We start from the raw sequence: 20,906 nt of genomic DNA on the forward strand, positions 1-20,906 counted from the left end.
ACATTATGTCTAATTTACCAGACGAAAGTTTTAGAGATAGCATTGCTACCATAAACGAAGAAGGAAAACGAAATTTTATTTTTCCTAAAAAACCTTCTGGAAAATATTATGATAAAAGAAAATTACTGAGTTATTTTTTATTAGTGTTTTTACTGTCGGCACCATTTTTAAAAATCAATGGCAACCAGTTTTTATTATTTAATGTTTTAGAACGAAAGTTTTCCATTTTTGGGTTTCCGTTTTGGCCACAAGACTTCTATATTTTTGTTTTATCGATGATTATTGGAGTAGTGGGATTAACCTTATTTACAGTAGCTTTTGGTCGCATATTTTGTGGTTGGTTTTGTCCGCAAACCATTTTTATGGAAATGGTTTTTCGAAGAATTGAATATTGGATTGATGGTGATAGAGGGGCACAAATGCGATTAGCCAAACAAGAATGGAATGCAGAAAAAATTAGAAAAAGACTTACAAAATGGTTGGTATTCTTTATCATTTCTTTTCTTATTGCGAATGTTTTTCTAGCCTATTTAATTGGTAGTGATAAATTACTAGAATACATTGAAGAAGGTCCTAGAGAAAATATCAGTACTCTAATTGCTTTATTAATCTTTACTGGCGTGTTTTATTTTGTATTTGCCTGGTTTAGAGAACAAGTGTGTATTATCGCTTGCCCATATGGAAGAATGCAAGGTGTCTTATTAGATAACAAATCCATAAATGTGGCTTACGATCATGTAAGAGGAGAAGGTGAAAAAGGAAGAGCCAAATGGGATAAAAGAGAAGATCGTGCTGCCTCAGGAAAAGGAGATTGTATCGATTGTAAACAGTGTATTGTAGTATGTCCAACGGGGATTGATATTCGTAACGGAACTCAACTCGAATGTATCAATTGTACGGCCTGTATCGACGAGTGTGATACCATTATGGATAAAGTAGGCTTACCTAAAGGTTTGATCCGTTATGCAAGTGAAGATGAAATTGTAAAAAAGGAAAAGTTCAAACTCACTCCCCGAATGAAAGGTTACATTGCCGTTTTAACCATTCTGATAGGTATTTTAATTGGTTTGTTGTTTTTGCGAAATGATGTGGAAGCCAATGTGTTTCGATTACCAGGACAGTTATACGAACAAAAAGGTAAGGTAATCAGTAATGTTTTTACGTATAAAATTGTGAATAAAACGGTAAAAGATTTTGACAACGTTTCATTTAAACTAGAAAAACCGAAAGGCGTTATTCGATTGGTAGGAAACAAACACATCGTAGTTCAAAAAGAAGATTTGTTTCAAGGGACTTTGTTTATAGAAATTCCTATAAGTGAAGTCAAAAAAGATAAAATGAAAGTAAAAATTGGGGTGTACAATGATGGAAAATTAATTGAAACCACTACAACTACTTTCTTAGGACCAAGGTCTTTTAATTAACAGAGTTGTCACTTCGAGCGCAGTCGAGAAGTTTTGTTTTTTACACTGGGGTTCTCGATACATTTTTTACTCCATTTCATTACGTAAAAACCACTCGAACTGACGACAGATATAAAATAATAATAGAGAAGACGATTATTTCGTTGCTCTTAAAACTAAAAAATATGAAACTAAATTGGGGAACAGGAATTGTAATTGCTTTCGGATTGTTCATGACATTCATCTTGTTTTTTGTGTTCAAGGTGCAATCCAATTCAAAATACGATAACGAATTGGTAACAGAAAATTATTACCAACAAGAATTAAAGGTACAAGGTAATATTGATAGAGCTTCAAACGCCAATGCCTTAGTTGATAAAGTTAGAATAGATAAAGAATCGGAAGGCATTCAAATAGCTTTTCCTAAAGATTTTGATTACACTGCCATTACAGGAAAGGTGTCCTTATATAGACCGTCTAACCAGAAATTAGATGCTGAAATGGAAATTTCATTGTCTTCTTCAAATTTGCTCATACCTAAAAGTAATTTGGTGGGCGGTCTTTGGGACATCACAGTAGAATGGGAATACAATGGCGTATTATATAGAAACAAACAGTCGGTTTATTATTAGTCGAAAGTCAAAAGTCGAAAGTCAAAAGTCGAAAGTCAAAAGTTGACAGTTGACAGTTGAACGATACAAAAGCATTATTATTTTTTTAGAAGCACAGCAAATGTACTTCGGTAAAATAATCGTCCCGCTTTTCACTGTATCTTTTCTTTTTGTCACTTTGAGCGCAGTCGAAAAGCAAAAAGAAAAGGATGCCGTTATAATCGGGGCTAAAAATCACGTTTCTACTTTTAAACACAAACAGATAACATATAATTCACAACAGAAAACAGTCAAAAAAATGCTTTACACCGCTATCTTATTAGGTTTAATCAGTAGTTTTCACTGCATAGGCATGTGCGGACCTATTGCTATGATGTTACCTGTAGATCGTAATAATAAAGCAAAGAAAACAATACAAATTCTAGTGTATCATTTAGGCAGATTGTTTGCTTATAGTTCTTTAGGATTGGTTTTTGGGGTATTGGGTAAAGGTTTTTTCTTGGCAGGCATGCAACAGCAATTATCGATTATTGTAGGTGTACTTATGATTTTCATTGCACTCCTTCCAGAAAAAACTTTAGCCCAATATAATTTTTCAAGACCTGTTTATAAGATCATTTCAAAAGTAAAAAGTAGCTTAGGAAAGCAGTTTAAAAAGAAATCCTATTCGTCTTTGTTTACGATTGGTTTACTAAACGGATATTTACCTTGTGGAATGGTATATGTAGCACTTTTTGGAGCATTGGCTATGCCTAATATAGAATATAGTATTTTCTATATGGTACTCTACGGTTTAGGAACCGTTCCTTTGATGAGCTTGGTGGTTATGCTCTCCAATTTAATTACAAATCCTATAAGAAAAACCATCCAGAAAGCAATTCCAATTCTAGCAGTTTGTATTGGAGTTTTATTTATAATAAGAGGTTTAGGCTTAAATATTCCTTATGTGTCTCCAAGTACTACTAGTCTTTTTGTACAAGCGGAAGCCAATTGTCATTAGGTAGAAATGGTTTAAGATTGTTTAAAAGTTTAAAGTTGTTTAACGTTGTTTAAGATTGTTTAAAAGTTTAAGATTGTTTTGTAAAAGTGATTAATTACACGCAATCTTGTCACCCTGTAAGGGTCTCATAACGAAGTATCGTTTTTATTTTTCTTAAAAAGACTTTTCACACGATACCATTAGGAAGATGTATTTAAACTAAAAACTTAAAATTTTACGTCTGCCTACGTAAAATTTTAGGTGGTAAACATAAAACTTTAGGTTCTTGAGGTAAAATTTTACGTCCATGGGGGTAAAATTTTACGTCTGCCTACGTAAAATTTTAGGTTCCTAACCTAAAATTTTGGGTCTTGGACGTAAAAGTTTAGGTTACCCAACGTAAAATTTTGCGTTAAAAACCTAAAACGACCACTTCAGGACCTAAAAATAGGGGTTTAAGCTAATGAATAAGGTGTTAGATGATTCGATTATTTGATTATTTGATTATTTGATGGTTTGATAGTTGCATTTTTAGATTGTTTGATAAATAGTTATAGATAATAAAACTATTTTTTAAAATTGTTTTAATTTCTTAAATCTATGTTCCCAATATCGAACTATCTAACAATCGAATCATCAATAAATCTAAATCGTCATAGAGAACAATTGGGTTTGAGGTGCTTTTCGCTTCAATCGCAAGTCGAATGCCATACAAATATTCCTTACAAAAGGTTTTCCTTTTTCGGTTACCGTTAGGGTTTGGGTATCAATATTAAGTAAACCATCCTTTTCCATTTCAGAAAGTTGAGGTAAAATCTGCTCAATTTCAGGAAAGTATGCCTTTTTATTTTCCCAAGACGTTTGAAATTGGCACATTAAATTTAAAATGTGTTTGCGAATAATTAAATCCTCTTGGTTTAAAAGATGGCCTCTAAAAACAGGTAATTCGTCCTTATCTAATTTTTCATAATACGTTTCTATCGTTTTTTCATTTTGTGCAAAAGCATTCCAGGAGTCACTAATAGAAGAAACGCCTAGCCCAATCATAACTTCTGTCTTTGAAGCGGTGTATCCCATAAAATTGCGATGCAAGGTTCCATTTTGAAAAGCGGTGGTCATACTATCGTTTTTTAAAGCAAAATGATCCATACCTATTTCAACATAGTTGCGACTCAAAAGTTCTAATTTTCCTTTTTCATACAATTCTCTTTTTACGTCATCTTTAGGTAAGTCTTGGTCGTTAAAACCACGTTGACCATTCCCTTTAATCCAAGGTACGTGAGCATAACTGTAAAAAGCCAATCGGTCTGGTTGCAAGGAGTTGGTTTTCGCAATGGTATCTAATACATTGTCTAAAGTTTGAAAGGGTAGTCCAAATATCAAATCGTGTCCAACGGAAGTGTAACCAATTTCTCTTGCCCAAAAGGTTACTTTAGCAACATTATGAAAAGATTGTTTTCTATGAATAGCATTTTGAACTTTTTCAGCATAATCTTGCACTCCAAAACTCACACGTCTAAAGCCTAAATCATATAAAGTTTGCAAATGGGTATACGTAGTATTATTCGGATGCCCTTCAAAGCTAAATTCATAATTTTCGGCTCTATCGGCATTAATAAATAAACCATCAAGTAAAAAAGTTAGATTTTCAGGAGAGAAGAAAGTAGGTGTTCCACCACCTAAGTGAATCTCTTTAATTTGAGGACGTTGCGGTAGTACTTCACAATACAATTCCCATTCTTTTAAAACGGCTTTTATGTAAGGATGTTCTACATCATGCCTTTTTGTAATCCGTTTGTTACAACCACAAAAAGTACACAAACTTTCACAAAAAGGTAAGTGAATGTATAAACTAATTCCTTCAGTAGTATTCGAATGTACAAAAGACTCCCGTAATGCTTTTTTCCATTGGTCAACCGAAAATAAGTTTTCTTCCCAATAAGGAACAGTAGGATAGCTGGTGTATCTAGGTCCTGGAACATTGTATTTTTGAATCAAACTCATGGTACAAAATTTATTCAAAAATAAAAAGACTGATGCAGGCTAAAAATGATAAATATCATGTGGAAGTCGGAAGTCAAAAGTCAAAAGTCGAAAGTCAAAAGTCGGAAGTCTAAAGTTGAATTGATAGTTCATTTCTTGCTATTTGTCCATATATTTTGGAGTTTCGGAAGAGTCGAGAAGTTTCCAATAGTTTCATATTGAATGGGTAGTATAATACTAACAGGACAAAGGGCAACCCAACATAATCAGATAAGGTAAGAACAATTCTGATAATTAAAAATAAGTTGTACATTCGTGTTCTTAAAACTGTAAAATGAAAAAAACGATACTCCTTTTCGGTTTATTTATCACGATAGTATCCTGTAAGCAGCAACAGATTGAACAAGATTTTGAAGTAACAGCTTTTTCCAAAATTGAGATTCATACCCTTCATGAAGATTCAATTAGCATTCGTGCCATCGTAATAGACAGCAATCAGTTATGGTTTGCAGGAAACAATGGGAAATATGGCGCCATTGATTTGAAAACCAATAAAAAATTTCGAGGAAGAATTAGTAAAGATTCCTTGCATCCAGAATTTAGAAGTATCGCTAAAACGAAAGAAGCAGTTTTTGTGTTGAGTGTTGCCAATCCTGGTTTGTTATACAAAATTAATAAAGATAAAACCATAGTAAAATTGGTCTACCAAGAAAAAAATGAAAAAGTTTTTTATGATAGTATGCAATTTTTAGATGATCATTTTGGTGTTGCAATGGGTGACCCTGTTTCCGATTGTTTGAATATTATTATTACGAATGATGGTGGCAATTCTTGGCAAAAAGTACCTTGTGAAAAACTACCAAAAGTAGAGGAAGGTGAAGCCGCTTTTGCAGCCAGTAATACCAATGTTATTTTACGTGGTAATTCGATATTTATTGTTTCTGGAGGGAAAAAAGCCCGTTGCTTTGTGAGTAAAGATAAAGGGATGAGTTGGCAAGTATATGAGACACCTATTGTTCAAGGAAAAACTATGACCGGTATTTTTACAGCCGATTTTTACGACGAGAAAATTGGTTTTATTGCAGGCGGAGATTATGAAAAACAAGAAGCCAATGTAGACAATAAAGCGATGACGCGAGATGGCGGTAAAACTTGGAAGTTAGTAGGACAAAATACGGGTTTTGGATATGCTTCTTGTGTGCAATTTGTACCCAAAAGTGAAGGAAAATCGTTAGTTTGTGTAGGAGGAACAGGCGTACATTTTTCAAATGATAGTGGAGCCACTTGGAAAAAATTAGCGGAAGATAAAGATTTATACACCCTTCGTTTTCAAAATGATTCGGTAGCCTATGCAGCTGGTAGAAATAGAGTAGTGGAATTGAAGTTTAAGGAGTAATAAATACGATTTTATTGTCTTTTTAAACAATGAATTGGTAAAAGATAGATACTACAAACGGGTTGATTATTTAGTATAGCAGGTTGCCAACCTTCCATCGTTAAAAGTTCTTTTTTGAGTTCAGCTTTACAGGTTTCGCTAAGTTTAGCTCTTGTAAATCTAACGTCTATAATTTTTCCTTTAGAATCTATCGTTAGATACATAAATAAAGAAGAAATACTAGAATTTTCTTTACATTGTCCAATAATTGGTAATAGCTGTTTAATAACAAATTTATTTAGTTCTAATTCTCCTTTTTTATAATGTGCTTTTATTTCTTTTGAATCATATATAGTATCACAACTTTTAGTTTGTGCTAAGCAATTTGCGCAACTTAAAGTGATAAATAATAAAAATGGAACTAGTTTTGTTTTCAAGATTAAAAAATAATTTTGTATAAAGATAAAAAAAAGCACCATTCGGTGCTTTTTTTAATTTTTTCGTCCTCTAAATTCTCGTAATAATTTGCGATTGAATTCGTCCTCCGCTTTTTTCAGTCGAATAACTTTCTTTGGAGGCAGTACTTTTAATAAGTCTTTTAAATACTTTTTCTTTAAAGCATGCATCTCATCTTCATAATCCTCCATTTTGGTAATCAAATCCAACGCTTCTTTATCGGATAAAGATTCAAAACCTCCATTTTCAAACTGATTGACAATGGATTTCATTTTGTTATGTCTGATTTCAAATTGTTTATCGTCAAAAGTATTATAAACAGGCCAAAATTTTTGAGCTTCTTCGGTTGTTAAATCAAGCTTTTCAGTAATATAAGCTACTTTTAAAGCTTTGATTTTTTCTTTTTTCTCTTTCATTCCTCCTTGAGCAAATGAAACACTAACTATTAAAATTAGTAATAGGGTTAATTTTTTTCTCATTCTTATTGATTTAAATAGTAGTCAATGTTTTGTGTATCTAATAAATACGATTCTACTGCATCCTCATTTAAAGTTAAATCGTTTTCCAAAGCATTAATGTCTTCGGTACTCAATTTATCTATAATATCATAGGTAGAATACTCACTCACTAAATAATTTTCTAAAGTAGTAGCTTCTATAGTCGTATCTTTTGACATGGATTGATAAACAGGAATCGCAATCATAACTAACAAGACAGCTGCAATACTGGAAATCCAAATTTGTTTTTTATGAAATAAAGATACTACTTTGGTTTCTTTTTGAGGCAATTGTTCCATCATTTTGGCTTCAAATTGCTCAAAATAGTTTTCCGGAACTTGAAATCCCGTTTTTATTTTGGGTTGTGTATCTAAGTTAAAATCTTTCATATGGATTAGACTTTATTTTTTTTAAATGGTTTAATTCGTTTTTAAATATTCTTCTATTTTCTTCACGGCTAAATGATAACTGGCTTTTAAAGCACCAACAGAGGTATCTACAATTTCTGAAATTTCTTCATATTTTAATTCTTCAAAATACTTCATTTTAAACACTAATTGCTGTTTTTCGGGTAATAGTGCAATCGCTTTTTGTAATTTGAGTTGGATTTCATTACCATCAAAAAAAACATCACTTTCGAGTTTATTCAATTCTTTTTGCTGCACTTCTTCATTACTAATGCCCGATTTTTTTGCTTTTTGCTGTAAAAGCGTCAGAGCTTCATTGGTAGCAATCCGATAAATCCAAGAAAACAATTTGCTTTCCCCTTTAAATTTGGCTATGTTTTGAAATATTTTTAAGAATGTATTTTGTAGAACATCATCGGTGTCATCGTGGTTTAAAACAATATTTCGAATGTGATTGTACAAGGGTTTTTGGTACAATTGTAATAGTTCCCGAAACGCTTCTTGTTGCGTTTTCGGATGTAATAAACGTTCAATGAATACCTTTTCGTCTTGCAATTTTTATTCTATTTGTAGATAAGACTAAAGATAATTAAAAAGGTTTAATCCATTGGTCACAAATCTTTTTAATAGTATTTTTGTGCAAAATTTTTAGAAATGATTCAAACGGTTATTTTTGATATGGATGGTGTTATAGTGGACACAGAACCCGTACACCATTATGCGTACCACCAGCATTTTAAAGAGTTAGATATTTCTGTATCCGATGAAATTTATGCTAGTTTTACAGGGAATTCCACTCGAAATGTGTTTCAAAAAGTAAAAGATTTGTTTCAATTAGAACAAGAAGTGGAAGACTTAATTTTACGAAAAAGACATCTTTTCAATGATGCTTTTGATTCCAAACCAGACTTATATTTAATTGATGGTGTTGAAGACTTGATAAAAGATTTACATGCGAATGGTTTTGAATTAATAGTAGCTTCATCTGCTTCCAAAAGTACCATTAATCGTGTTTTCAATCGTTTTAACTTGCATGCTTATTTCAGTCATATTGTTTCGGGCGAAGATTTTCCAAAATCGAAACCACATCCTGCTATTTTTGAACATGCTGCCAGTTTATCTATACATCCTAAAGAAAATTGTATTGTTATTGAAGACAGTACCAATGGAGTGCAAGCCTCTCATGCTGCGGGTATTTATTGTATAGGATATATGAGTGTTAATTCAAAAAATCAAGATTTGTCTTTAGCCAATCAAATTATTCATGATTTTAGTGAAATTAATGCTGAAACTATTAAGAAATTAGGTTAATCCAACGCTTTTTTATAAACTTTTAAGCATCTTTCACGTGCTTCTTTATGATCTACGATAGGTTCTGGATATTTTGAAGTATCTAATTCTGGAATCCATTTTTTAATGTATTTCAAGTCTTTGTCAAATTTCTTAATTTGTTCGGTAGGATTAAAAATTCGAAAATAGGGTGCCGCATCTACACCTGAACCAGCGGCCCATTGCCAATTGCCAATATTACTTGCTTGTTCATAATCTAATAATTTTTGGGCAAAGTAGGTTTCACCCCAACGCCAATCAATCAATAGGTGTTTGCATAAAAAACTAGCGACTATCATACGCACTCTATTGTGCATATGGCCAGTAGCGTTTAATTCTCGCATACCTGCATCAACAAAAGGATAACCCGTTTTTCCCTCACACCATTTTTGGAATTGTTTCTCGTCATTTCTCCATTCAATAGCGTCATATTTAGGTTTAAAACTTTCGGTTGTAGTTTTGGGAAAATGCCATAAAATTTGCATGAAAAACTCTCTCCAAATGAGCTCTTTCAAAAAAGTTTCATTCTTTACAGCTTGTGCCTTTTGTACCATTTCTCTGATTGATACAGTACCGAATCGTAAATGAATACCTAGTAAAGAAGTACCATGAATAGCTGGAAAATTTCTAGTTTCCTCATAATTATTCATTAATTTTTCCGAAACATTATACTCAGGAAGCTTAATTTTTGTGGGTTTAAAACCAATGTCTTCCAAACTTAAAAAAGGATACTTGTGCTTTACAATTTGCTCTAATTTATCTTCCGATTTATACTGTGTAAGTTTGGTTTTTTGTAGTTTTTCTTTCCATTTTTTGGAATAAGGTGTATACACAACATAAGGTGTGCCATCGTCTTTAACCACTTCCTCTTTTTCAAATATAACTTGATCTTTTGATGTTTTGAAACTGATGTCATTTTCTTTAAATAGTTGGTATACTTCCTTATCTCTTTTACGTGCATAAGGTTCGTAATCGTGATTGGTATAAACAGTTTTAATTTTATTTTCTTCAATTAATTTTTGAAATATTTTTTTAGGTTCACCTGAGAAAACGGCTAGCGATTTTCCTTTTTTCTCCAATTGTTTTTGGATCTTTTCTAATTGTTCATGAATAAATTGCACACGAGCATCCTCCTTAGGTAATTCGTTTAGAATAGTGGAATCAAAGATAAATATAGGGAGTACTTCTTCTTTTTCATGTAAAGCGTGAAAAAGTCCTACATTATCATTTAATCGTAAATCTCTTCTGAACCAAAATATATTCATTATAAGTTTTGTTTAAGGGTTTAAAAAGTTTTTGAGTTTAAAGGATTAAGAGCTTGAAAGGATTATGCTAACAAAAGTAAACAACCTTAAATTATTAAATTTCTAATTTTTTTAAATTAGGCATTAACCGACAAGGTTGACATTCCTCCATCAACATGAAAGACTTGTCCTGTAATCCAACTGCTTTTATCGGATAATAAAAAGTCAGCCATTTCTGCAATATCTTTAGCAGTACCAATTTTTTTTAAGGGATGTCTTTCCGCAGCTTTCTCCTTTTTGGCATCATTGTTTAAAAATTTATCTGCTAATGGAGTATCGGTTAAGGAAGGCGCAATTACATTGACTCTTACTTTGGGAGCATACTCTGCAGCCAAAGCTTTAGCAAAACCTTCAATAGCACCTTTAGCTGCGGCTACACTCGTGTGAAATGGCATTCCAGTTCCCACTGCAACCGTACTAAAAAGCACGATACTAGCCTGTTGAGCAGCAGTGATTTTTGGTAAAAGACTTTGAAGAACTTTTACCATATCGATAAAATTGACTTTTAAATCTTCTTCAAAAGTTTCTATCTTTAATCCTTTAAAAGGTCTTAAATTGATACTTCCAGGTAAAAATACAAAACCATCAATAGTATTGGGTAACATTTCTAAATTGATTTCTTGTGTATGCGCATCAAATGGAATATGATGGATAGAAGCATCTAAATTCGAAATTGTTCGAGAAGCAACATAAACGTTATGTTCTCTTTTTAATAGTTCGGATAAAGCATAACCAATACCATACGAACCTCCAATTAATACTATATTTTTTTTCATTATAAATTTTTTTTTAAAAGTTTCAACTAGTTTAAATTGTTTTGTAAAAAAGCTTTTATTCTTTATAATCACCAAAAAGTTCAATTAGTTTCTTTCTTCGGTACTCAAAAATTTCATCTAATTTTGGTTTCACTATAAAAGGATGTAGCAATTGCCCTAAGATTCCCATTGGAATTTTATAATCTATAATATCTTCCATTTCGACACCTCCAGGAATTTCTTTTAAAAAATGCTTATGATGCCAAAGCGAATAAGGGCCAAAACGTTGTTCATCAACAAAATATTTTTTGTCTTGAACATGCGTAATTTCGGTCACCCATTTTGTAGGAATGTTGAGTACAGGTGTTACAATATATTGGATAATTTGTCCAGGAAACATGGGTTTATCCGCTCCAGAAAGGATATGAAATCCCATGTAATCTGGAGTTATAGTTTTCAAATTTTTTGGATCAGATAGAAATTCCCATGCTTCAGCGATTGTTATGGGCAAATTTTGTTTAGAATGTAAAGTATAAATTTTCATAAATTTATTTTGTTTAACAAATATACAAAAATATTAAACAAAATAATTTTAATTTTAGGAATAGCTTAACATATAGCTCTGCGATTTTTAGTAATTTCGTACAAACCTTATTTATAACACAAAATAATAAAATAAAAGATGAAAAAGTTATTTTTTACTGGATTGTTAGCACTGGCTATGCTTTCAACTCAGGCACAAGTAAAAACACCACAAGCGAGTCCTGCTGCTAAGGTAGACCAAATGGTTGGTTTAGCTGATATTCAAATTGATTATTCAAGACCAGGAGCTAAGGGGAGAACCGTTTATGGCGATTTAGTTCCTTATGGAAAAAACTGGAGAACGGGAGCGAATGCCAATACTACTTTTTCAGTTGATCAAGATATTAAGGTAAATGGAAAAGATTTAAAGAAAGGAAAGTATGCTTTATATACCACACCAAAAGCTGATAGTTGGGATGTAATTTTTTATACGTCTACTGATAATTGGGGATTACCTGAAAATTGGGATGAATCAAAAGTTGCTTTGCGAGTAAGTGTAAAACCTGAAACATTAATGCGTTCGATAGAATCTTTTACGATAGCTATTAATAATATTACAAATGATTCGGCTACTTTAGATTTAGCGTGGGAAAGAACCTACGTATCTGTGCCTTTTACAGTACCTACCAATGAAGTGGCAATGGCAAGTATTGAAAAAGCTTTAGCAGGACCCTCATATGCTGATTATTTTGCTGCCGCACAATATTATTATCAGTCCAATAACGATATGAACAAAGCATTAACTTGGGTCAATAAAGCGATTGAGATGGCACCAAGCGATAGAGATACTCCATTTTGGTATTTGAGATTAAAATCATTAATTCAGGCAAAAACTGGAGATAAAAAAGGTGCTATTACTACAGCTAAAGCCTCTTTAGAAGGAGCTAAAAAAGCAGGTAATTCGGATTATGAAAAGATGAATAAAGATAGTATAGCTGAATGGTCTAAATAAATTAGAACCTAAGACAATATAAAAAAGCCGTTAGGAAACTAACGGCTTTTTGGTTTAAAATCTCAATTAACTATTTAACAAAATATAGTTTTCTTTTATGGAACTAATTTCTAATGATTAGTTACTAGCCAATTTCTCACTACTCATAGTTACTTTGTAAGTTTGTGAAATGCCTTTAGTGGATAGCGTTGCATCTTCATCAGTTACTAGGATTTCATAAGAAACTTTCTTTAGATTATTTTCTACCTTTAGAATATATTTTCCAGCAGGGAATTGCTCTAAATTATACGTTTTTTTAATTCCTTTTTCTCCTTTTGCATTTTCAACATAAATTTCTTGACCTTCTTGATCTAAAATTGTAATAGTTGCTTCTTGTATAGCATTTATAGAGAAAGTAATTTGCTTCCCGTTTTTATTTTTTACATATAGTAAAAAATCAAGATCATTTGCGTGCACAGTCATAGTAGATAAAACTACTGCGAATACCAAAGATAATTTTAAAAGACTTTTCATAATTGTAGTTTTTAAATTAATACTTATTTGTTTGTCGATAAAGCAAATTTAGAGCAGTTGTTGCGTTATTAACACTACTGTATTTTCTTATTTATATGTTATATTACCTTTTTCGAAAACGATTTAGTGTTAATAAGTTAATTTAGTATATATTGATACTGTAATTTTTTATGCTTTTTTTTATTAGTTTCCCAAAAAAGAGCGTTTTAAATTTAGTGGTATTCATTTTTACTGTTTGTATAACACTTTTGAAATACTTCAATAATTAAAATTAGAAAACGCTTAGAAAGCATTCTTTTAGAAATTATTTGTAATTTTTAAATACAGATTTCTTTTTTTTGAAACTGTACTATTTTTTCTTTTACGAAAACGATTTAGGTTAAAAATGATAATTTAGCATATAAAGTAACGGCTTTTAATTACTTTTATAGTTATGAAAAACGTTACACCATCTTTCGAAGTGATTGTTCCTTCTTTTGGAAGTTCTTTTACGTATACATCTTATACAGAGAAAGCTAATAATAAATCTGATATTTGGCATTATCATCCCGAAATTGAATTGGTCTATGTTAATGGGGGTTCTGGTAAAAGGCAAATTGGAAGTCATCTTTCGTATTATACGGATGGAGATTTAATCTTAATTGGAAGTAATTTACCACATTGTGGATTTACGAATGAAGAAACTGGAAATACTATTGAAACGGTTATCCAAATGAAGCCTGATTTTTTAGGAGAAGGATTTTTTGGAATTGTTGAAATGAAAAAGGTTAAGAATTTATTGCAACAAGCTCGAATTGGAATTGCTTTTGAGAAGGAAACTAAAAATAGAGTGGGTTCCCAAATTGAATTGATGCAAAAAATGAATCCATTGGATCGATTGCTAAGTTTTTTGAAAATTTTAAATGATTTAGCGCATTCAAAAGATAGTATTTTTTTAAATGCTGACGGATTTTCAATAGTTACACAAATGCAAGATAATGACAAAATAAATCTCGTATTTAATTATGTGAAAAACCATTATTTTGAGCCTATAGCTTTAGAACAAGTAGCTGATTTAGTCAGTATGACTGTTCCTTCTTTTTGTCGTTTTTTTAAGAAGATTACCAATAAGACATTTACAACTTTTGTAAATGAATATCGACTGGTTCATGCCTGTAAATTACTCGCCGAAAAACCCATAAGTATCACCGAAATTTGTTTTGAAAGTGGTTTTAATAATTTTAGTCACTTTAACAAACTTTTTAAAGAATATACTGGTAAAAGTGCTTCGCAATATCGAAACGAATTGAAAAATATATTAAAATAAAGAAGAGCTTTATTGAAGCTCTTCTTTATATAATGTTTTGTTTTCTTTATCAGAAAATAACTGGGCAATGTAGGATAGCACTAGAGTTAAAACAACTCCAATAAAATTCAGCCACAAATAACTTAATTTATCATCTTCTGGTTGTATATGAATATAAAAGTAATAAATAATAAAGATGATGGTTTGACTTAAACAGGCACCTATAAAAATGGCATTGCCTTTAATATATTTAATGTAGAAACCTACTAAAAAGATTCCTAAAACGGTTCCATAAAAAATGGAACCAATTATATTTACCAATTGAATTAAATTTTCAAATAGTGAACTAATACAAGCAAAACCAATAGCAACCACACCCCAAAATAATGTAAAATACTGAGTAGCTGTTACATAATGCTTATCACTTTTATCGGCTACATTTCTCTTATAAATATCTATTGCAGTAGTTGCTGCTAATGAATTCAAACCAGAAGCACTTGATGACATAGCGGCACTAAAAATAACTGCTAGTAACAACCCTAATAATCCTTTGGGTAAATAATGCAAAATAAAATAAAGAAAAACATAATCTTTATCATTCGTTTCAGAACCAGAATCCACTTTTTTAATGATTTCTTTCGCGTCTTCTCTTAGTTCTTTTTCTTTCAAAGAAAGTGCTACCATTTGTTTTCTTAAAGCTGGATTGTCATAATCATTATGTTGTAATTGTTCTACATAAATTTTATTAACAACTTTCTTTTCTTCATTTACCACATGAAGTTTATCTTCAATTTTTTCATAATCAGATTTATAGATAGAAGCTTTTACTTTAGTAACATTATTGGGATTAAAATGCAAAGGAGCGTCATTAAATTGGAAGAAAACAAAAACAAGTACACCTGTCAATAAAATAAAAAATTGCATCGGTACTTTTAAAACACCATTCATAATTAGTCCCATTTGGCTTTCTTTCACCGATTTTCCAGTTAAATAACGTCCTACTTGAGATTGATCTGTACCAAAGTAAGATAACATTAGGAAAAAACCACCTGTAATACCACTCCAAAAAGTATATCTTGTTTTGGGATTGTACGAAAAATCGAGGATATCCATTTTTCCATTCGCACCAGCCACATGGAGAATATTTCCAAAATCAATTTCTTCAGGTAAATAATTTATGATGAGAAAAAACGTAATAAACATTCCAGAAATAATCACAAACATTTGTTGCTTTTGGGTGATGTTAACCGCTTTTGTTCCGCCAGTAACGGTATAAATAATCACTAAAACACCAATGATAATATTTAAAAAGGTTAAATTCCACCCTAATAAAGCTGATAAAATAATAGAAGGAGCATAAATGGTGATACCCGTTCCTAAACCTCGTTGAATTAAAAACAGAACAGCTGCTAGCGTACGTGTTCTGATATCAAAACGTTGTTCTAAATATTCATAGGCAGTATACACTTTTAATTTATGATAAATAGGTATAAAAGTGTAAGCAATTACAATCATCGCTATTGGAAGTCCGAAGTAAAATTGCACAAATCCCATTCCATCATGATAGGCTTGTCCTGGTGTAGATAAAAAGGTAATAGCACTTGCTTGTGTGGCCATTACCGATAAACCAACTGTAAACCAAGGGGTTTCGTTATTGTCTAATAGGTAATCTTTAACATTTGCGCTTCCTTTGGTTTTTAAGGCTCCATAAACCACAATGAACAATAAAGTACAAGAGAGTACAATCCAGTCTAAATATTCCATATTATGAGTAGATTTCCATTATTAAAACGAAAATTAAAATATATATCGCATTTAAAATGAGTACATAATTATAACTTCTTTTCCATTCGTTTTTTTCTCTTTCCATAGTGATTTATTTATCTAATGAGATTAGGTTAGCCAAAAGACGATAGGCACCAGAAACGCCTTCTGGTAACTCTCTAAAGAAACTTAAGCCTGTATAAATATAATTTCCTTTTCCATATTTTGCAACTAAAAGTGCACCTTGTTTTTGTTCTTCTCCATCATCAGCCGAAGAAAGTATAGGAGTAAAAGCTTTGTCCCATTTATCGGGATAGTATAAACCTTGTTCTTGTACCCAATTTTCAAAATCTTTAGCCGTTATTTTATTTGGTACATTTAAAATAGGGTTTTTAGGATCTAAAAAAGTAACTATTGCTTTTTCATTGGTTACACGATCTCTAGAGATAGACAATTCATAAGGTGCTACTTCTTTGGTAAGTAAGCCACTAGTGGTATTATATTGTACAATTAAATTACCTCCATTTTCAACAAACTTAAATAATTCTTTTTGCTTAAATTTTAAGTCTTCAACGGTATTAAATGCTCTAATTCCTAAAATAACAGCATCAAATTTTGCTAAAGTAGCGGCTTGTAATTCGGTTGGATTAATATAGGTAATATTGTAACCAATGTTTTCCAAATATTTACCTACTTCGTCACCAGCGCCTAAAAGATAACCAATGTTTTTCCCTTTGGTTTCGATATCTAATTTTACCAATTTTCCTTCAGAGGCTTGTAAAATAGTTTGCTTCGGAATATGGTCATAACGAATTTCAACACATTCGAATTGATGATTTTCTGTAGTTGTTTTGATACCTACAATAAAATCAACATTACTTTCCTGTTTTGGAGGATACACTTTAAAACGAATAGTTTGTTCTTCATTTTTAGTAGCTATTGCAAACGGAATCTCTTTTGGTTCCACCGTCCAATTTGCAGGAATTTGTAGCTGAGCAACACCCAAACTATTATTTTTATGGGCTTTTAATTTTACTACAATCTCTTTCGGTTGATTGGTATTAAAAATAGAAACTTTATTTACAATTTCTGAAGTTACTTCTGGTAAAACCGTAAAAGGTATATAGGTTTCTCCTTTTTTGCGATCGTTCATTTTATACACCATATTTTTCACAAAATCAATGGTAATGCCTTCTACTTCAACGGTGAAAACAATTGGAAACTGTAGTTTTTCTTCAGGGTAAATCCGAATGGCTTTATTACTAACTTGATACATCCCAACACTTGGTTTTTCTTTTAACCAAAATAAATTGGAATACTCTATTGTAGTAGGAATTGTGAAATTCTTCTCTTCTAAGATGACTTTTTCATTATTAGTTAATTCTTTTTTGTACTCTTTTTTATCTTGATTTAAAAGACTATAACTGATTAATTTTAAATTGGCATTGCTACGATTAATCGCTTCAATCGTAATCGTAATATTTTCATTTTTAGTAGCGGTTTCAACTGAAGTAATTGCTTCTAAATAGAACCCACTAGCAGCTTCAATAATTTTTAAAATTTGTTTGGTTTTTTCTGTTTTCCAATGGGAATCTTCCAATTTTTGAATTAAAGTATACGCTTTTACCAAGTCTGGAATATGACTGGCAGGATTTTTAAAATTGAAATTTTCTTGAATAGGTAGTAAGATTTTGCCTATGGCTTCACCACCTTTAATACGTTTCCACGAAGTATCTATTCCAGCAAAAATATTGTGATTACTTGGTAAATCGCCTTTTAATAATTCTAAATATTCGGTTTCATCACCTCTTGTACCAGTTGAACCAAAACCTTGACATTGGTGCTGACTTCTACTTAAAGCTGCAATTTCATGATTGCTTTTCCCTTTTAATGGATAATACACATTGGCATTAAAACCTATTAAATTGGATTTGTCTGCTTTTTCAAACGCTTCTTCACTTCCGTAAAACCACCATGAGGTATTGAAGAATACTCTTTTAGGTTTCACTTTTAATTGATCATACGCTTCTAAACTTAACATGGCTGAAGCTGTATGATGTCCGTGAGTAGTACCTGGTGTTCTGTGATTGAAGCGATTGATAACAATATCAGGTTGAAAGGTTTCCATAACTTGAACCACATCTTCCAAGACTTGTTTTTTATTCCAAATGGAAAATGTTTCATTTGGTTCTTTAGAATAACCAAAATCATTGGCACGTGTAAAAAATTGATTGCCACCATCGATATTTCGTGCAGCTAATAATTCTTGTGTACGAATAGCACCTAGTTTTTCTCTTAATTCAGGTCCAATAAGATTTTGGCCACCATCGCCACGAGTTAATGATAAATAGGCTGTTTCAGCATGATAATGATTGGCAAAATAAGTGATTAAACGGGTATTTTCATCATCAGGATGTGCCGCAACGTATAATACTTTTCCTAAGAAATTTAATTTTTCAACTTCTTCAAAAATTTGGTTGGAATTTAATTTTTTGGGTGCTTGCGCTTGAAGCAATAAAGTAACTAATAAAAGTATAACCGTAATTTTTCGTGTCATTTTTCTTGTTTTTTTATTCCAAAAATGAAATTGAGTCTAAAATTAAAAAAGGAAGATTGAAATGCTTCCTTTTTAACAATAATTTATAAGATGATTTAGTCGGTAAACTCTCGATCTTCAAAAGTATGCTTAATTAATAAAATTCCTTTTTGCATTAATAGGTTGTTTGGATAGGTAATTCTTTCGTCATCATTATTCTTCAATACAATATAAAAGGCTTTTATATCTTCAATTTCACCTTCTAGTGGAAAATCTTTATCTAGTATTTTAATTTTGTCACCAATTTTAAAAGGATAAGAGAAGAAAAGGATGATTCCTGCAGAAATATTACTTAATATGGACCATTGCGCAAAAGAAGCAACTCCAATAACAGCAAATAAGGATGAAATGAATAAGAAAATTTGCTCTCGTTTGACACCCCAAATAATCACAATGGATATGATGGCCAATAATCCAATTAAAATGTTGATGTACTTAATTACAAGATTGGTTCTGTGTTCTAAAGATTCATTAATTTTAGCAAACTTTCGTACAATTTCAGAAGAAGCAATTCGTAAAATAAAAAAGATACAAATCGTAATGAAAGTTAGTATTTCTTCGTGTAAATATGGATTGTCAATGTATTTCAGCATATTCCAATAATTTGGTGTAAACTTTTTCAACTGGTAAGCCTACCACATTTGTATAAGACCCTTCTATTTTTGTGATTCCGATAATGCCAATCCATTCTTGAATTCCATAAGAACCCGCTTTGTCAAAAGGCTTATAATTTTTGATATAATAGGTAATTTCAGCTGCAGATAAATTTTTAAAGGTAACTTCAGTCACTTCATATATGGTTTCTAATTTTTCTTTTGTCTTAAAACAAACTGAAGTAATTACTTGATGTGTTTTTCCAGATAATGATTGTAACATTTGAAAGGCATCTTCTTCACTTTTTGGTTTTCCCAAAGCTTTTTCTTCATGCCAAACAATCGTATCACTGGTAATAAGTAAATCTTTAGCACTTAAATTTTCAAAGGCGGCTGCTTTTAATTCGGCTAGATAATTTGTAATGGCTTGTGCTTTTAAAGTATCAGGATACACCTCTTCAATTTCTTTCAATTGAATTTGGAAAGGAACATTCATGTCTTTAAAAAACTGCTGTCTTCTTGGGGAACCAGAAGCTAAAATAATATGATAAGGTAGTAATTTATCCTTGTCCATTTTGAATAAAATAAGTAATTACAGCTATAGACAAAATACCAAACAATAAAACTATTTTTAAAACAGTACTGATGTGTTTGAATTCTTCTTTTGTTTTTCCACTCCACAATTTTATCATGCAATAGAGTAGTGGACCCACTATGAAAAGTAAGCCATATAAAAGTATGTAACTATAGTCTAATAAGTTGGTGTTAATATAGTAAAGCAATAATAGAATGGGTACAATTATCAGTATACTAACAAGTTTTGAGGTCCTTGATTTTCCTAAAAGAATAGGAATGGTTTGGATTCCTACTGCATAATCACCATCGGTGTCTTCAATGTCTTTTACAATTTCTCTAATAAAATTAATAATAAAAGCAAAGACAGCATAATCAAACAGCACTCCAAATGCATTTTTCATTTGTACCAAATTTCCTTCGTAAGTAGCAGGGAATAAATCAAAAATCCCCAAAATTAGGATACTAAAAGAAAGAATGAAGGCGACTACAATATTACTAACCACCACAATTTTTTTCAAAAAGGTGGAATAAACATAGAGTAAAGCCGCAATAAAAATGAAAACGGTAAAGAGTCCTTTTTTACCAACAGCATTGGATAAATAAAAACCAATACCTACACCGATAAGGTTTAAACCCACATAAATATTATACGCTAAGTTTTCCGATACACTTTTCCCTACAATTCTATCTTGAGGTTTGGTAATTTCATCATTGTCTTGATCTAAAATATTATTAATTACATAACCAGCAGCGGCAATACAAACTGTAGAAAGAACTAATAAGGCAAATTGCAAATGACTTAAAGATAAAAAATTACCCGTCGGGCTTAAATTGGTATAGGTAGCTGCTTTTAAATAGGTATAACGAAAAAGTACTTGCATGAGGGCAAGTAGCAATAAATTTTGGTAACGGATTAATTTAAGGTATTTCATTTATTTTAAGTAAA

Annotated in this window: 21 protein-coding genes; 7 read left to right on the forward strand and 14 right to left on the reverse strand. The window is 31.4% G+C overall.

The window, feature by feature from the left end; all coding sequences use genetic code 11:
* The first annotated feature begins 5 nt into the window (after nt 1-5).
* The 3 genes from ccoG to NHF47_RS10450 all read left to right on the forward strand — a co-directional run bounded on the left by ccoG (nt 6) and on the right by NHF47_RS10450 (nt 3,014).
* On the forward strand, nt 6-1,424 hold the full coding sequence (ccoG, locus tag NHF47_RS10440; RefSeq protein ID WP_252764865.1) for a cytochrome c oxidase accessory protein CcoG: 1,419 nt from the start codon (nt 6-8) through the stop codon (nt 1,422-1,424).
* Nucleotides 1,425-1,588: 164 nt separating this feature from the next.
* The gene (locus NHF47_RS10445; protein WP_252764866.1) at nt 1,589-2,035 is read left to right on the forward strand and encodes a FixH family protein; all 447 of its coding nucleotides are present in this window, start codon (nt 1,589-1,591) and stop codon (nt 2,033-2,035) included.
* A 277-nt stretch (nt 2,036-2,312) separates the two neighbouring features.
* A complete protein-coding gene (locus NHF47_RS10450) occupies nt 2,313-3,014 on the forward strand; it encodes a sulfite exporter TauE/SafE family protein (protein ID WP_252766086.1) in 702 nt (233 codons plus the stop codon).
* A 624-nt stretch (nt 3,015-3,638) separates the two neighbouring features.
* Here the strand turns inward: NHF47_RS10450 and hemN are convergent.
* Nucleotides 3,639-4,997, reverse strand: a complete 1,359-nt coding sequence (hemN, locus tag NHF47_RS10455; protein WP_252764867.1) for an oxygen-independent coproporphyrinogen III oxidase — start codon at nt 4,995-4,997, stop codon at nt 3,639-3,641.
* Nucleotides 4,998-5,310: 313 nt separating this feature from the next.
* On the opposite strand from hemN, the gene NHF47_RS10460 reads away from it, so the two are divergent.
* A complete protein-coding gene (locus tag NHF47_RS10460) occupies nt 5,311-6,372 on the forward strand; it encodes an oxidoreductase (protein ID WP_252764868.1) in 1,062 nt (353 codons plus the stop codon).
* 11 nt (nt 6,373-6,383) lie between these two features.
* Here NHF47_RS10460 and NHF47_RS10465 read toward each other — a convergent pair whose 3' ends face one another.
* The 4 genes from NHF47_RS10465 to NHF47_RS10480 are packed head-to-tail and all read right to left on the reverse strand — an operon-like array spanning nt 6,384 to nt 8,266.
* On the reverse strand, nt 6,384-6,788 hold the full coding sequence (locus NHF47_RS10465) for a hypothetical protein (RefSeq protein WP_252764869.1): 405 nt from the start codon (nt 6,786-6,788) through the stop codon (nt 6,384-6,386).
* Nucleotides 6,789-6,842: 54 nt separating this feature from the next.
* A complete protein-coding gene (locus NHF47_RS10470; RefSeq protein WP_252764870.1) occupies nt 6,843-7,286 on the reverse strand; it encodes a sensor of ECF-type sigma factor in 444 nt (147 codons plus the stop codon).
* Nucleotides 7,287-7,288: 2 nt separating this feature from the next.
* Complete coding sequence (locus NHF47_RS10475) at nt 7,289-7,693, reverse strand: hypothetical protein (protein ID WP_140996513.1); 405 nt, start codon at nt 7,691-7,693, stop codon at nt 7,289-7,291.
* 30 nt (nt 7,694-7,723) lie between these two features.
* Nucleotides 7,724-8,266, reverse strand: coding sequence for an RNA polymerase sigma factor (locus tag NHF47_RS10480; RefSeq protein WP_252764871.1), 543 nt, complete (start codon nt 8,264-8,266; stop codon nt 7,724-7,726).
* Nucleotides 8,267-8,365: 99 nt separating this feature from the next.
* Between NHF47_RS10480 and NHF47_RS10485 the strand changes: the two genes are divergently transcribed.
* The gene (locus NHF47_RS10485) at nt 8,366-9,022 is read left to right on the forward strand and encodes an HAD family phosphatase (RefSeq protein WP_252764872.1); all 657 of its coding nucleotides are present in this window, start codon (nt 8,366-8,368) and stop codon (nt 9,020-9,022) included.
* Here NHF47_RS10485 and NHF47_RS10490 read toward each other — a convergent pair.
* The 3 genes from NHF47_RS10490 to NHF47_RS10500 all read right to left on the reverse strand — a co-directional run bounded on the left by NHF47_RS10490 (nt 9,019) and on the right by NHF47_RS10500 (nt 11,643).
* A complete protein-coding gene (locus tag NHF47_RS10490) occupies nt 9,019-10,305 on the reverse strand; it encodes a deoxyribodipyrimidine photo-lyase (RefSeq protein ID WP_252764873.1) in 1,287 nt (428 codons plus the stop codon). The two genes, NHF47_RS10485 and NHF47_RS10490, sit on opposite strands and share 4 nt — an antisense overlap.
* Before the next feature lie 116 nt (nt 10,306-10,421).
* Nucleotides 10,422-11,120: an SDR family NAD(P)-dependent oxidoreductase gene (locus NHF47_RS10495; RefSeq protein ID WP_252764874.1), complete on the reverse strand. Its 699-nt coding sequence runs from the start codon at nt 11,118-11,120 to the stop codon at nt 10,422-10,424.
* 55 nt (nt 11,121-11,175) lie between these two features.
* Nucleotides 11,176-11,643: an SRPBCC family protein gene (locus NHF47_RS10500; RefSeq protein ID WP_252764875.1), complete on the reverse strand. Its 468-nt coding sequence runs from the start codon at nt 11,641-11,643 to the stop codon at nt 11,176-11,178.
* 138 nt (nt 11,644-11,781) lie between these two features.
* On the opposite strand from NHF47_RS10500, the gene NHF47_RS10505 reads away from it, so the two are divergent.
* Nucleotides 11,782-12,633 (forward strand): DUF2911 domain-containing protein, encoded by an 852-nt coding sequence (locus tag NHF47_RS10505; protein WP_252764876.1) that lies wholly within the window; start codon nt 11,782-11,784, stop codon nt 12,631-12,633.
* Between the two features lie 117 nt (nt 12,634-12,750).
* Here the strand turns inward: NHF47_RS10505 and NHF47_RS10510 are convergent, their stop codons facing one another.
* Nucleotides 12,751-13,146, reverse strand: a complete 396-nt coding sequence (locus NHF47_RS10510) for a T9SS type A sorting domain-containing protein (RefSeq protein WP_252764877.1) — start codon at nt 13,144-13,146, stop codon at nt 12,751-12,753.
* Nucleotides 13,147-13,579: 433 nt separating this feature from the next.
* On the opposite strand from NHF47_RS10510, the gene NHF47_RS10515 reads away from it, so the two are divergent.
* Nucleotides 13,580-14,452 (forward strand): AraC family transcriptional regulator, encoded by an 873-nt coding sequence (locus NHF47_RS10515; protein WP_252764878.1) that lies wholly within the window; start codon nt 13,580-13,582, stop codon nt 14,450-14,452.
* A 9-nt stretch (nt 14,453-14,461) separates the two neighbouring features.
* Here NHF47_RS10515 and NHF47_RS10520 read toward each other — a convergent pair whose 3' ends face one another.
* The 5 genes from NHF47_RS10520 to NHF47_RS10540 all read right to left on the reverse strand — a co-directional run bounded on the left by NHF47_RS10520 (nt 14,462) and on the right by NHF47_RS10540 (nt 20,892).
* The gene (locus NHF47_RS10520) at nt 14,462-16,195 is read right to left on the reverse strand and encodes a sodium:solute symporter (protein WP_252764879.1); all 1,734 of its coding nucleotides are present in this window, start codon (nt 16,193-16,195) and stop codon (nt 14,462-14,464) included.
* Between the two features lie 112 nt (nt 16,196-16,307).
* Nucleotides 16,308-18,752 (reverse strand): PIG-L family deacetylase, encoded by a 2,445-nt coding sequence (locus NHF47_RS10525; RefSeq protein ID WP_252764880.1) that lies wholly within the window; start codon nt 18,750-18,752, stop codon nt 16,308-16,310.
* Between the two features lie 95 nt (nt 18,753-18,847).
* On the reverse strand, nt 18,848-19,384 hold the full coding sequence (locus NHF47_RS10530) for a mechanosensitive ion channel family protein (protein ID WP_308219264.1): 537 nt from the start codon (nt 19,382-19,384) through the stop codon (nt 18,848-18,850).
* Nucleotides 19,368-19,958, reverse strand: coding sequence for a Maf-like protein (locus tag NHF47_RS10535; protein ID WP_252764881.1), 591 nt, complete (start codon nt 19,956-19,958; stop codon nt 19,368-19,370). Before NHF47_RS10535 ends, NHF47_RS10530 begins: the two co-directional genes overlap by 17 nt.
* Complete coding sequence (locus tag NHF47_RS10540) at nt 19,945-20,892, reverse strand: geranylgeranylglycerol-phosphate geranylgeranyltransferase (RefSeq protein ID WP_252764882.1); 948 nt, start codon at nt 20,890-20,892, stop codon at nt 19,945-19,947. The genes NHF47_RS10535 and NHF47_RS10540 overlap by 14 nt, the downstream gene beginning before the upstream one ends.
* Nucleotides 20,893-20,906: the final 14 nt, after the last annotated feature.

Origin of the sequence: Flavobacterium sp. NRK F7 (assembly GCF_024054195.1) — a bacterium.
GTDB lineage: Bacteria > Bacteroidota > Bacteroidia > Flavobacteriales > Flavobacteriaceae > Flavobacterium.

Bases quoted from the DNA above. Each gene is read 5' to 3' on its own strand.
- ccoG (WP_252764865.1), top strand. From the start codon at position 6: ATGTCTAATTTACCAGACGAAAGTTTTAGAGATAGCATTGCTACCATA.
- NHF47_RS10445 (WP_252764866.1), top strand. From the start codon at position 1,589: ATGAAACTAAATTGGGGAACAGGAATTGTAATTGCTTTCGGATTGTTC.
- NHF47_RS10450 (WP_252766086.1), top strand. From the start codon at position 2,313: ATGCTTTACACCGCTATCTTATTAGGTTTAATCAGTAGTTTTCACTGC.
- hemN (WP_252764867.1), bottom strand. From the start codon at position 4,997: ATGAGTTTGATTCAAAAATACAATGTTCCAGGACCTAGATACACCAGC.
- NHF47_RS10460 (WP_252764868.1), top strand. From the start codon at position 5,311: ATGAAAAAAACGATACTCCTTTTCGGTTTATTTATCACGATAGTATCC.
- NHF47_RS10470 (WP_252764870.1), bottom strand. From the start codon at position 7,286: ATGAGAAAAAAATTAACCCTATTACTAATTTTAATAGTTAGTGTTTCA.
- NHF47_RS10475 (WP_140996513.1), bottom strand. From the start codon at position 7,693: ATGAAAGATTTTAACTTAGATACACAACCCAAAATAAAAACGGGATTT.
- NHF47_RS10485 (WP_252764872.1), top strand. From the start codon at position 8,366: ATGATTCAAACGGTTATTTTTGATATGGATGGTGTTATAGTGGACACA.
- NHF47_RS10490 (WP_252764873.1), bottom strand. From the start codon at position 10,305: ATGAATATATTTTGGTTCAGAAGAGATTTACGATTAAATGATAATGTA.
- NHF47_RS10495 (WP_252764874.1), bottom strand. From the start codon at position 11,120: ATGAAAAAAAATATAGTATTAATTGGAGGTTCGTATGGTATTGGTTAT.
- NHF47_RS10500 (WP_252764875.1), bottom strand. From the start codon at position 11,643: ATGAAAATTTATACTTTACATTCTAAACAAAATTTGCCCATAACAATC.
- NHF47_RS10505 (WP_252764876.1), top strand. From the start codon at position 11,782: ATGAAAAAGTTATTTTTTACTGGATTGTTAGCACTGGCTATGCTTTCA.
- NHF47_RS10510 (WP_252764877.1), bottom strand. From the start codon at position 13,146: ATGAAAAGTCTTTTAAAATTATCTTTGGTATTCGCAGTAGTTTTATCT.
- NHF47_RS10515 (WP_252764878.1), top strand. From the start codon at position 13,580: ATGAAAAACGTTACACCATCTTTCGAAGTGATTGTTCCTTCTTTTGGA.
- NHF47_RS10520 (WP_252764879.1), bottom strand. From the start codon at position 16,195: ATGGAATATTTAGACTGGATTGTACTCTCTTGTACTTTATTGTTCATT.
- NHF47_RS10525 (WP_252764880.1), bottom strand. From the start codon at position 18,752: ATGACACGAAAAATTACGGTTATACTTTTATTAGTTACTTTATTGCTT.
- NHF47_RS10530 (WP_308219264.1), bottom strand. From the start codon at position 19,384: ATGCTGAAATACATTGACAATCCATATTTACACGAAGAAATACTAACT.
- NHF47_RS10535 (WP_252764881.1), bottom strand. From the start codon at position 19,958: ATGGACAAGGATAAATTACTACCTTATCATATTATTTTAGCTTCTGGT.
- NHF47_RS10540 (WP_252764882.1), bottom strand. From the start codon at position 20,892: ATGAAATACCTTAAATTAATCCGTTACCAAAATTTATTGCTACTTGCC.